This is a genomic window from Corallococcus sp. 4LFB, assembly GCF_046520365.1.
In the GTDB taxonomy this organism is placed as follows: domain Bacteria; phylum Myxococcota; class Myxococcia; order Myxococcales; family Myxococcaceae; genus Corallococcus; species Corallococcus caeni.
Window position 1 is genome coordinate 1 of the sequence record NZ_JBKGHJ010000266.1, and the last position, 11,653, is coordinate 11,653.

The window sequence follows — 11,653 nt, forward strand, 5'->3', positions numbered from 1 at the left end:
CCGCCGTCGACGCGGACTTCCACCAGGGAGCCTTCCCCACGGACGCACCCCCTGCGGCCCGGAGCGGCTGGCGGGCACGCAGCCTGTCCGAGCCGTCGCCGGGCCCGGGCCCCGGGCCTCGTGGAACGCGTCCCGCAACGCGCCGCCGGAGCCGGGCTACCCGGCGCCACCGGCGTCCCCCGCCCTGGTGGAGTCCCTCAAGGCCTGGCGCCTCACCGAGGCCCGCAAGCGCAAGGTGCCTGCCTTCCGCATCCTCACCGACCGCGTGCTGGACGCCATCGCCAGCGCCCGGCCCTCCAGCGGCGCGGAGCTGATGTCCATCCACGGCGTGGGGCCCACCCTCACGGAGCGCTACGGCCCGCAGATCCTCTCGCTCGTGTCCCGCCGCTGACGGCCGCCCCGTGTCTCGCGGTGGACAGGGGACAGGCGGATTTCCAGTCCAGGGCCCGCTGAGGGCCCTCCCGTCCGCCCCGAACCGCCTGACAAGGGAAAGCCTCTTCCTGGGCCGCAGGCGCGGAGGGCGTGCGGCCGGGCGTGAAGCTTGTTTCCCAAGCTTGTAGGCCAAGGTCCGGGTGCCACCTTCTCACCCACACGCGCAATGGGAGCGGCGTGAGGGTTCAAGGGGGCGCGCACAATGGAACTGGGCTTCGAGACGATCGGCAACGCCACACTCATCTGTCACGACAACGGGCCGGTGCTGGTGACCGACCCCTGGACGGACGGAGACGCCTACTTCGGCAGCTGGACGCTGTCCCACGAGGTTCCCGACGAGCAGCGCCAGGCCATCCTCGACTGCCCCTTCGTGTGGCTGTCGCACGGCCACCCGGACCACCTGAGCATGGCGTCGCTGGAGAAGCTGCGCACGCGCACCCTCCTGGTCCCCAACCACTTCGGCGGCCGCATCCGCGATGACTTGCGCGAGGCCGGCTTCCGCGTCCAGGTGCTCGCGGACCGTCAGTGGACGCGCCTGTCCCCGCGCATCCGCGTGCTGTGCCTGCCGGACGTGAACCAGGACGCGGTGCTGCTGGTGGAGGTGGGCGGCCGGCTCATCGTCAACCTCAACGACGCCGGGGACCGCGGCCAGGGCCGCTTCGTGCGCCGGGTCATCAAGGAGTACAGCGAGACGTACCTCCTGGCCCTGTCCGGCTACGGCGACGCGGACATGATGAACTTCTTCACCGAGGACGGGAACCGCATCCTCCCGTACGCGGCGGCGAAGACGCCCGTGGGGCAGACCATCGCGCGCATGGCGGAGACCTACGGCGTCCGCTACTTCGTGCCCTTCAGCTCCATGCACAAGTACCAGCGCGCGGACAGCGTCTGGTGCTCCGAGTACACCACCACGCTGCCGGACTACGCGCGGGGCTTCGCCTCCAACACCTGCGAGATGCTCCCGGCCTTCCTGCGCCACGACTTCACCAACGACTCCTCCGTCTCCATCAACCCCAGGGAGCGCGCCATCAAGCCGGTGGACCCCAAGGACTACGGGGATGACTGGAGCGAGTGCCTGGACGCGGACGAGGCGAAGCAGCTGGAGCAGTACTTCCGCGCCGTCGAGCACCTGGGCACCGTGCTGGACTTCGTGCGCTTCCGCGTGGGCGGCAAGGACCACGTCATCGAGTTCAACACGCGCCGCTTCCACAAGGGCATCACCTTCGAGGCGCCCCGCAACTCGCTGATGACCGCCGTGAAGTACCAGGTGTTCGACGACCTGCTCATCGGCAACTTCATGAAGACCACCGTGCACGGCGGCTTCGGCAAGGGCAGCCTCTACCCGGACTTCAGCCCCTACGTGGCCAAGTACGCGGACAACGGCAAGGCCCGCACGGCCGCGGAGCTGCGCAACTACTTCAACGAGTACCGCGGCCGCGACATGGTGGGCTACCTGCGCCACCAGCTGGATGCCCACTGCGTGCGCCCCCTCCAGACCCAGTCCGCGGAGCTGCTGCGCACCCTGCTGCCCCCGGGCTCCAACACCTTCCGCATGGCCAAGGAGACCTACTGGAAGATGCGCCGCGCCATCCTCTAGAAGTGACTGGAATCAGGACATCCCCCTGTCCAACTCCCGGACAGAGGGATGTCCTGGTGAAAACCTTCCTGGTTCCAGGGGTTTGCCGCTGTGAACGTCACACGAAGTGACGGTTGACGAAGGAGGGCTGGAGTGGGAGCGCTCCAGCTATCCTCGCGTTTCCTGTTTTTCTCCCTGTGAAGCCCCGTTGGCCCGGCAGTTGCTGAATGGCCCGGCGCGCGGCTGTCCGCGGCTGGCGGGAAGGCCAGGCGGTGGCCGCGCATCCCCCGAAGGACACAGGAAGAGTTCCCGATGCTCAAGTTCCGCTCTGTTGCGATGCTGGCCGGTGTCTCGCTGCTCGGTGCCGCGTGCGGTGGTCCCGAGACGGCGCAGGAGTCCGAGGTCAAGCCCACGTGGGAGGAGTTCCAGGCGAACGCCTACCGCGAGCCGTGGGAGGGCGGGAAGATCATCGTCAACGGTGACGAGGCGCTGGAGTCCGAGGAGGAGCTCAAGGCCTACTTCCAGAACGTCGTCGAGGCGCAGCTGGGCAAGTCGCAGGACGGGCTGGCCGTCTATTACATCGGCGGCGACATCAAGTGGAGCAGCAGCCAGAAGCTGAACCTCACCTACTGCATCAGCAACAACTTCGGCTCCAACAAGACGAAGATGGTGAACGCGATGGCGAGCGCGACGGCGGCCTGGGAGGCCACCGCGAGCGTCAACTTCACCTACCTGTCCCAGTACGACGCGTCCTGCACCGCGTCCCAGACGGGCGTGCTGTTCGACATCCGTCCGGTGAGCGGCCAGTCCTACGTGGCGCGCGCGTTCTTCCCGAACTCCAGCCGCTCCGGCCGCAACGTCCTCGTGAACAGCAGCGCCTTCGGCAACCTGGGCGCCTGGACGCTCACGGGCGTGCTGCGCCACGAGCTGGGCCACACGCTGGGCTTCCGTCACGAGCACACCCGCTCCACCGCGAGCGGCTGCTACGAGGACAACCAGTGGCGCGCGCTGACCTCCACCTACGACCGCGCGTCCGTGATGCACTACCCGCAGTGCAACGGCACCCAGACGGGCGACCTCGTGCTGACCTCCCTGGACAAGCAGGGTGCCCGCTCGCTGTACCCGTGAGCTGAGCAGCACCCTTGAGGGGGCAGGGGCTGGTGGGAGCGTCTTCGCGACGCCCCCGCTGGCCCCGTGCCGTTTCTAAACCGCCTCAGGATGTCCCCTAAACACCAGCGTAGTTGAATGGGTGAGAGGGGGAGACGATGGGGTCTCAGCATCCGTTCAGGCTGACGCCCGGGCAACTGGAAGCGCGGCGGCTCTTGGCTGCCTCGCTTCTGGAGTCGGGCTGGCGTCCAGTGGATGTCGCCGACGAGTTGGGGGTGACGCGTGGAGCCGTTTCCCAGTGGAGCAAGAGACTGCGCGAAGAGGGCCTGCAGGCACTGTGGCGCAAGCCCCACAAAGGGCGGCCCTCGTACCTGAAGCCGGCGCAATGGAGGCAGTTGGCGCGACCGTTGGAAGCCGGTGCACTCAAGGCCGGTTTTCCCACCGAGCGCTGGACTCTTCCAAGGGTCGCTCAGTTCATCCAGCGAAGATGGGGCGTCGGGTACCACCCGGCTTCCCTCAGCGAGCCCCTGCACCGCCTGGGCTTTTCGGCCCATCGGCCTCGCTCCCAAGCTCGAGAGCGAGATGAGGCCTTTATCGAGGCCTGGCTGAAGCGGGATTGGCCACGCATCAAAAGGGGGCTCGAAGAAGCGGCAGGACGATTGCCTTCCTGGACGAGACGGGCAGCACGTTTCGAGCCCGCCTCGGCACCACATGGGCGCCCATCGGCACTGCGCCCACGCTCCACCGCCTGAGTAGACGACGTGAGGTGTCGAGTATCGTCTTGCTGGTGGCGCCGACACAGTGGCGACAGCCCCAAGTTCTGGCGCGCCATTTCGAGGGGGCCATTCATGCGCAGCAGGTCCTCTTCGCGCTGCGCTACTTCCGCAAGCGCGTAGGGAACCCGCTGCTCATCATCTGGGACCACCTGGCGGCACACCGAGCAAGGCAGGTGAAGGACTGGCTCTCACTCCATCCCGACGACTTCCAGGTGGAGTGGCTGCCCTCCTATGCACCGGAATTGAATCCCGAAGAGGGCTGCAACAGCTGGGTGAAGGGAAGGCTCCTAAACGCTCTCCCTCGCGATGTCGCCGAGCTTCGTCACCTGACAAGGAGCGAGTTCCGCAGGCTGCAAAGCCGTCCGCAGGTTCTTCGCTCCTTGTTCAGGCACGCTCGCCTCCGCGTTTAGCAGACTACCCGAGGCGGTTTAGAAGCGGGCGGACACCTCTTCGGCCTCGGTGGGGCGCTCGAAGAAGATGAGCGTCTTGCCGCCGCGCTCGCCAATCTCCAGGCACTCCAGCGCGCCGCTCTGGCTGTCCACCTCCGCGATGAGCAGGTCCGGTTCGAGGATGCGGTGGGTGATGCGTCCGTCCTCGCGGCCCACGATGATCTGCACCGCGCCGGAGTCGCTGCCCTTCGTCTCCAGGGAGATGTCCACCAGGGGCAGCCGGTCGGCCAGGGGCTGGTCGCCCGTGTCCGCGTCAATGGACTCCACGCGCACCCACTGGGTGGCGTCCTGCTTGCTGATGCCGGCGAGGTAGCTCGCCCACTGCTCCCGGGGGATTTCCTGGTTGATGTGTGCCATGGGCCGCCTCCGCGCGCCTGTCGTGTGCCTCAACCGTAAGGCGTCTGACTCGCGGGTGAAGAACGGGCCCGGCTGAACGACGCCCCGGGGACCCCGCGGACCGGGCCCCGGCATGTCGGCTGCCCTGCGTCAGCCGCGCTCGGCGTGCACGGCGTCGTCCTTCAGCACCAGGCGCACCGTGGCGGCCTTCCCGTGGCCGAAGTGCTCGTAGGCGGCCTGCTCCAGCACGGGGGCCAGGGCGGTGCGCAGGCCGCGGGCGCCCGTCTCGCGCTTGATGGCGCGGGCGACAATCCATTCGCGCACGCCAGCGTCCACGGTGAGCTGCAGGCCCTCGTGGGCGAACTCGCGCTCCCAGGTGCGCAGCACGGTGTCCTGGAGGATGTCCCCCAGCGTGGCCGCGTCCAGCGGCGCGAAGGACACCAGCCGGTTGAAGCGGCCAATGAGCTCCGGGATGAAGCCGTAGCGGGAGAACGCGGTGGTGTTCTCCAGGTGCTCCTCCGTGATGCGCGTGGCGATGGACTCCAGGTCCTTCAGTCCGCCCTTGCCCGGCTCGCGGCCGAAGCCCACGCGCTCCACGTGGGCCATGGTCTCCGCGGTGCCCCGGAAGCCGCTGAAGGCGCCGCAGGCGATGAAGGTGATGCAGCCCATGTCCAGGGATTCGGAGCGGATGCGGCTGGTGAAGCCGAAGTCCGGCGGGAAGGTGGCCTGGGCCGCGGAGAGCAGGTGCAGCAGGCTGCGCTGCACGCCGAAGCCGCTCACGTCCTTGGTGGTCTGCTGGCCGGAGAAGCGGCTGTCGGAGCGGCTGGTGGCGAGCTTGTCGAACTCGTCCATGCAGATGACGCCGCAGGAGGCCCACTCGGCGTCGCGCTCCGCGGCCTCGTAGAGGCGGGACAGGAGCGTGCTGACGTCGTCGCCCACGTAGCCCGTTTCGGAGAACTGGGTGGCGTCCGCGAGCACGGTGGGCACGCCCAGGATTTCGCGGAACAGCAGCTCCACGAGGAACGTCTTGCCGGAGCCGGTGGGGCCCAGGAACAGGGCGTTCTCGCGGGTGCCGGGCTCCGGCTCCAGCCCCTCCAGGTACAGCCGGCGGATGCGGCGCAGGTGGCGGTACGCGAGCACGGACGCGGCGCGGCGGGCCTCGGGCTGGCCCCGGTAGCCCAGGTCGCCCAGGCGCGCGTCGATCTCCTTCGGCGACAGCACCTCCAGCGCGGCCACGCGCTCCTGGATGGGCGGGCCTTCGGGGAAGGCGGAGGGTTCGACGCCGGAACGGGGAGACATCGCAGTGGGCTCCAGGAGGGTGCGGGCGCGGCGGGGCGCCCCATCATCCGGGACGTGCCCGGGCGCGACAAGCCATCCCCCCGTGGCCCCAGGGCGTGTGGCCCTCCGTCCGCCGGTCCGCACTCAGGGGCCCCCGGAGGTCGGCCCGTGAACAGCGGTGTCCCGGTGCCGCACGGGGTGCTCCCCGTGTCCCCGCTGGCGCATTAACAGGGGCACGACATGGCTCATACGACTGAAGCACGGTCCCAGGCGCCCCGGCTGGGCGCGTGGGTGGAGGGTGGTTCCACGGTGCGCTGGCGCGTCTGGGCGCCGGGCCACCAGGGCGTGGACGTGGTCCTCTACGACGCGGAGGACCGCGTCCTGCGCAGGCTGCCGCTCACCCCGGAGGCGGACGGCTGCTTCGGAGGCGCCGCCCCGGACCTGGGCGAGGGCGCGCGCTACAAGCTCAGCGTGGACGGCGGAGACCCGTTCCCCGACCCGTGGTCGCGCTCGCAGCCCCGGGGCGTGCACGGCCCGTCGGAGGTCGTCAGCGCCGGCCACGGCTGGACGGACTCGCACTGGAAGGGGCCGGATCCGCGGGCGCTGGTCATCTACGAGGTGCACGTGGGCACCGCCACGCCGGAGGGCACCTTCGAGGCGCTCATCCCGAAGCTCGCCCACCTGCGCGAGCTGGGCGTGAACACGCTGGAGCTGCTGCCGGTGGCCAGCTTCCCGGGCGCCCGCAACTGGGGCTACGACGGCGTGGACCTCTTCGCGCCGCAGGCCACCTACGGCGGGCCGAAGGGGCTGCGCAGGCTCGTCGACGCGGCGCACGCGCACGGGCTCGCGGTGCTCATCGACGCCGTCTACAACCACTTCGGGCCGGACGGGAACTACCTGCGCGCGTACTCGCCGCACTACTTCACCGGCAAGCACCACACGCCCTGGGGCGACGCGGTGAACTACGACAGCGAGGGCAGCCGCTTCGTGCGCTCGCTGGTGCTCTCCAACGTGGAGATGTGGATCCGCGACTACCACGCGGACGGCCTGCGCCTGGACGCCGCGCACGCCCTGGTGGATGACGGCCAGCCGCACCTGCTGGCGGAGATTGTCGAGCGCGCCCACGCCGCCGGCTCCGGCCGCCGCGTGGTCGTCATCGCGGAGGACGAGCGCAACGAGCGCAAGCTCGTCACCCCTGCGTCCGACGGCGGCTACGGCCTGGACGGCGTCTGGGCGGATGACCTGCACCACCAGCTGCGGCGCGCCTTCGCGGGCGACCACGAGGGCTACTACCAGGACTACACCGGCAGCGCGGAGGACCTGGCCGCGACGCTGCGTCAGGGCTGGTTCTACACGGGCCAGAAATCCAGGAACCTGGGCCACGCGCGCGGCACGGACCCGAAGGGGCTGGGGCCGTGGCACTTCGTCCACTGCATCCAGAACCACGACCAGGTGGGCAACCGGCCCTTCGGCAACCGCCTGTCGGAGGACGTGTCCCCGGCCGCCTACCGCGCCATGAGCACGCTCCTGCTCCTGTCGCCCTTCACGCCGCTGCTCTTCATGGGGCAGGAGTGGAACGCGCGCACGCCGTTCCTCTACTTCACGGACCACGACGCGGAGCTGGGCAAGCTCGTCACCGAGGGGCGCCGCAAGGAGTTCGCCGGCTTCTCCCGCTTCAAGGGCGAGGAGGTGCCGGATCCGCAGGCCCGCGACACCTTCACCCGCTCCACGCTGGACTGGGACGAGCTGGACGGCGCGGACGCCCGGGGCGTGCACACGCTCTACAAGGAGCTCTTGCGGCTGCGCGCCACGGAGCCCGTGCTCACCAGCCGGCAGGGCACGCACGACGCGCGCGCCCTGGGCCCGGACGCGTTCGTGCTGGAGCGCCGCGCGGAAGGGGACACCCTGCTCGTCATCGTGAACGTCCGGGGCTCGCTGGTGCACACGCTGCCCCCGCACGCGAGCGCGGGCATCGTCGCGTGGAGTGAGAACCCGCGCTACGGCGGCACCGTGGAGGGCTCCCCGCTCACCGGCAACGTCGTGCGGCTGGAGGGCCCCTCCGCCGCGGTGGTGAGGCTGCGCGAGTAGCCCGCACGCAAAGGCAGACATGGTTTCACGCGCGGCCCGTCACCTTGGAAGCAAGGGGGCGGGCCGCCGCTGCTTCTGTCCGTGAAACATGCAACGACAAGGAATGCCCCCGGGGGCGAGCCGGTACTCGGCCGCCAGGAGGAAACACCTTGTCCCAATCCCATACGTCGCCGTCGTCCCGGGGGGGATGGAAGCGTCACGTCACCACCACGAGCGCGCTGCTGCTGCTCGGGGCCGCGACACCGGCGCTCGCCGCGTCGGGCTTCACCGCTGTCACCGCCAGTGGGAACGACGGCAACCTTCCATCCGCCACCATCGACGGCAACCTCACCACGCGCTGGTCCAGCGACGGCGTGGGGCAGTGGCTCCGGGGCGACCTGGGCAGCGTGAAGTCGCTGTCCGCGGTGGACATCGCCTGGCACCGGGGCAACGAGCGCACCAACACGTTCGTCATCGCCACGTCCACGGACGGCAGCACCTGGTCCACCGCCGTCTCCAGGACGTCGTCCGGCACCACCGCCAGCTTCGAGCGCTACGCCTTCACCGCGCGCAACGCCCGCTACGTGCGCGTCACCATCAACGGCAACTCCGTCAACACCTGGGCCAGCATCGCGGAGTGGGCCGCCATCACCTCCGCCGCCACGCCCACGGCGGGCAAGGACCGCTTCGGCGTCACCCAGCTCTACCCCTCGAAGTCAGGGGGCGAGGCGTGGACGCTGGCGGACAACGCGCTGGCGGATGCGCGCTTCGACCCGCAGGACACGATTACCCGCAACAGCGACGGCTCCTGGAAGATGCGGGACCCGGCGGTGCGGATGAGCGTCTTCACGTCCACGGGCTACGACGACCGGAAGATTCCCACCTACGACCGGGACGTGCTCGCGAGCCGCGGCTACATGCAGGCGGCCAACGACTGGAAGAACATCGAGATGACCGGCTTCGTGAAGGTCAACGCCGTGTCCGACGTGAAGGACAACTTCGCGTGGTACGCGCGCGGCGGGAAGCACAACAACGACCACTCCGGCTGCGAGGGCAGCAGCTACAAGGCGGGCCTGCACTACGACGGCCGCGCGCGCTGGGAGAAGGAGACGTGGCACGTCTCCTACGAGCAGACGCCCTACGTCACGGCCACCGCCGCGCTCAAGGGCCGCTGGGTGGGCTTCAAGGCCGTCATGCGCAACGTCACCGTCAGCGGCCAGCCAGCCGTGAGGCTGGAGCTGTACGTCAACGAGAACGCGGACAAGGTGACGTGGAAGAAGGCCTACGACTTCACCGACGCGGGCAAGTGGGGCGGCGACGCCGGGCACTGCGGCGGCGCCGTGGCGGGCATGCCCATCACCTGGGGCGGCCCCATCGCGGTGTTCCGCTGGGACAACGCCACGGACGTGGACTTCAAGTGGTTGAGCGTCCGCGAAATCCGGCCCTGAACCCCGCGTGAAATCCCACCCGCACGCGGCCTGACGCAGGACGGCAGGCCGCGCGCCGGGCGGGCGGGGAGGCCCGGGGCGGGGTGCCCGGGGCCTCCGGACGCGGGGCTTTCCATCGACAGCGAGCGCCAGGGTGGGCAGCATGGCGCCGCCATGAACGTCGACCAAGCCCTCGCCTCGTCCGAGCGCATCTGGGAGCAGGAGATCCTCCCGGCGCTGGAGCGCTACATCCGCATCCCCAACAAGTCGCCCTCGTTCGATCCGGACTGGGTGAAGACCGGCCACATGGAGCAGGCCGTGCAGCTCATCTCGGACTGGTGCCGCGCGCAGGCCGCGCACCTGCCGGGGCTCACGGTGGAGGTGGTGCGGCTGAAGACGGCGGACGGCAAGGACCGCACGCCGGTCATCTACATGGAGGTGCCGGGCACGCGCGGCGACGACACCGTGCTCTTGTACGGGCACCTGGACAAGCAGCCGGAGATGACCGGCTGGCGCGAGGGCCTGACGCCGTGGACCCCCGTGCGCGAGGGCGACAAGCTCTACGGGCGCGGCGGCGCGGATGACGGCTACTCCGCGTTCGCGTCGCTGTCCGCGCTGCGGCTCTTGAAGGAGCAGGGCGTGCCGCACGCCCGCTGCGCCATCGTCATCGAGGCGTGCGAGGAGAGCGGCAGCTACGACCTGCCCGCGTACATCGAGGCGCTGGCGCCGCGCATCGGCAAGCCGTCGCTGGTGGTGTGCCTGGACTCCGGCTGCGCGAACTATGACCAGCTCTGGATGACCACCAGCCTGCGCGGCATGGTGGCCGGCAACCTGCGCGTGGACATCCTCACGGAGGGCGTGCACTCCGGCGACGCGACGGGCGTGGTGGCCTCTTCCATGCGCATCATGCGGCAGCTGCTGTCGCGCGTGGAGGACGAGTCCACGGGCCACATCAAGGTGCAGGCGCTGCACACGGAGATCCCGGAGGGCCGGCGCGAGCAGGCGAAGGCCGCCGCCCAGACGCTGGGCGACGACCTGTACACGAAGTTCCCCTGGGTGGAGGGCGCGCGCCCGGTGACGACGGACGGCGCGGAGCTGGTGCTCAACCGCACCTGGCGTCCGGCGCTGGCGCTGACGGGCGTGGACGGCGTGCCGGGGCTGGCGAGCGCGGGCAACGTGCTGCGCCCCTTCACGACGTGGAAGCTGTCCATGCGCATCCCGCCGCGCGTGGACCCCAAGGCGGCCGCGAAGGCGCTGAAGGAGACGCTGGAGAAGGACCCGCCGTACGGCGCGAAGGTGTCGTTCGACGGGGACAAGGCGTCGGTGGGCTGGGACGCGCCGCCGCTGGCCGGCTGGCTGTCGCGCGCGGTGGAGTCCGCGTCCAAGGCCTGCTTCGGCAACCCCGCGATGGCGATGGGCGAGGGCGGCACCATCCCGTTCATGGGCATGCTGGGCGAGCGCTTCCCGGAGGCGCAGTTCCTCATCACGGGCCTGCTGGGGCCGGGCAGCAACGCGCACGGGCCCAACGAGTTCCTGCACATCCCCACCGGCAAGAAGCTGACCGCCGCGGTGGCGAGCGTCGTCGCGGACCACTTCAAGCGGTAGTGCCTCACCGGAGGACGGGGCCGCCAAGGCCCCGTCCTTCTCCGAGCCTGGCTCCCGGAGCGTCCCATGCCGAGCAAGCCCCGCCGCACCGGCCACGTCCGGGCGCAGCCCCTCATCGCGGTGCGCGACGTCGAGGCGAGCAGCCGGTGGTACCAGGCGGTGCTCGGCTGCGAGAGCGGGCACGGCGGGCCCGAGTACGAGATGCTGCTGAACAACGGCGAGCTCGTGCTCCAGCTCCACGCGTGGGACCTGGACGCGCATGCCAACCTGATGGGGCCGGACGCGGCGCCGCGAGGCCACGGCGTGCTGCTGTGGTTCGAGACCACGGACTTCGACGCGTGCGTGGAGGCGGCGCGGGCGCTGAAGGTGGAGTGGGTGGAGGCGCCGCACGTGAACCCGAACTCGCGCCGCTGGGAGTTCTGGGCGAAGGACCCGGACGGCTACGTCGTCGTGGTGGCGGCGGAGTCGCGGGCCAAGCGCTCCTGAGGGGGCTTCAGCCTGGCGCGGGCGGTCGCTGCGGGTCCGCCGGACCGGCGGCACGGGGAGGCGCCTCAGCGCCCCGTCTTGATGCCCAGCGACGACGCGGACGGCGGCTTCTTC

11 protein-coding genes are annotated in these 11,653 nt (G+C 70.1%); 9 read left to right on the top strand and 2 right to left on the bottom strand.

What is annotated here, in order from left to right:
- The 5 genes from ACLEQD_RS25500 to ACLEQD_RS25520 form a co-directional block, all read left to right on the top strand.
- On the top strand, positions 1-391 hold a 391-nt coding region (locus tag ACLEQD_RS25500; RefSeq protein WP_410387527.1), incomplete at its 5' end, for an HRDC domain-containing protein.
- A 243-nt stretch (positions 392-634) separates the two neighbouring features.
- Complete coding sequence (locus ACLEQD_RS25505; protein ID WP_410387529.1) at positions 635-2,029, top strand: MBL fold metallo-hydrolase; 1,395 nt, start codon at positions 635-637, stop codon at positions 2,027-2,029.
- A 291-nt stretch (positions 2,030-2,320) separates the two neighbouring features.
- The gene (locus ACLEQD_RS25510; RefSeq protein WP_410387531.1) at positions 2,321-3,136 is read left to right on the top strand and encodes a matrixin family metalloprotease; all 816 of its coding nucleotides are present in this window, start codon (positions 2,321-2,323) and stop codon (positions 3,134-3,136) included.
- Positions 3,137-3,273: 137 nt separating this feature from the next.
- On the top strand, positions 3,274-3,867 hold the full coding sequence (locus ACLEQD_RS25515) for a winged helix-turn-helix domain-containing protein (RefSeq protein WP_410387533.1): 594 nt from the start codon (positions 3,274-3,276) through the stop codon (positions 3,865-3,867).
- Positions 3,783-4,301, top strand: a complete 519-nt coding sequence (locus ACLEQD_RS25520; protein ID WP_410387547.1) for a transposase — start codon at positions 3,783-3,785, stop codon at positions 4,299-4,301. The genes ACLEQD_RS25515 and ACLEQD_RS25520 overlap by 85 nt, the downstream gene beginning before the upstream one ends.
- 18 nt (positions 4,302-4,319) lie before the next feature.
- Here the strand turns inward: ACLEQD_RS25520 and ACLEQD_RS25525 are convergent, their stop codons facing one another.
- Both ACLEQD_RS25525 and ACLEQD_RS25530 read right to left on the bottom strand, forming a co-directional pair.
- Positions 4,320-4,697: a DUF5335 family protein gene (locus ACLEQD_RS25525; protein WP_410387535.1), complete on the bottom strand. Its 378-nt coding sequence runs from the start codon at positions 4,695-4,697 to the stop codon at positions 4,320-4,322.
- A 129-nt stretch (positions 4,698-4,826) separates the two neighbouring features.
- On the bottom strand, positions 4,827-5,975 hold the full coding sequence (locus ACLEQD_RS25530) for an AAA family ATPase (protein ID WP_410387537.1): 1,149 nt from the start codon (positions 5,973-5,975) through the stop codon (positions 4,827-4,829).
- A gap of 219 nt (positions 5,976-6,194) precedes the next feature.
- Between ACLEQD_RS25530 and treZ the strand changes: the two genes are divergently transcribed.
- The 4 genes from treZ (at position 6,195) to ACLEQD_RS25550 (ending at position 11,539) form a co-directional block, all read left to right on the top strand.
- The gene (gene treZ / locus ACLEQD_RS25535) at positions 6,195-8,042 is read left to right on the top strand and encodes a malto-oligosyltrehalose trehalohydrolase (protein ID WP_410387539.1); all 1,848 of its coding nucleotides are present in this window, start codon (positions 6,195-6,197) and stop codon (positions 8,040-8,042) included.
- Between the two features lie 149 nt (positions 8,043-8,191).
- Positions 8,192-9,469, top strand: a complete 1,278-nt coding sequence (locus ACLEQD_RS25540) for a discoidin domain-containing protein (RefSeq protein ID WP_410387541.1) — start codon at positions 8,192-8,194, stop codon at positions 9,467-9,469.
- 153 nt (positions 9,470-9,622) lie between these two features.
- Positions 9,623-11,053, top strand: coding sequence for a M20 family metallopeptidase (locus tag ACLEQD_RS25545; protein ID WP_410387543.1), 1,431 nt, complete (start codon positions 9,623-9,625; stop codon positions 11,051-11,053).
- A 66-nt stretch (positions 11,054-11,119) separates the two neighbouring features.
- Positions 11,120-11,539 (top strand): VOC family protein, encoded by a 420-nt coding sequence (locus ACLEQD_RS25550; RefSeq protein ID WP_410387545.1) that lies wholly within the window; start codon positions 11,120-11,122, stop codon positions 11,537-11,539.
- The last annotated feature ends 114 nt before the right edge of the window (positions 11,540-11,653 follow it).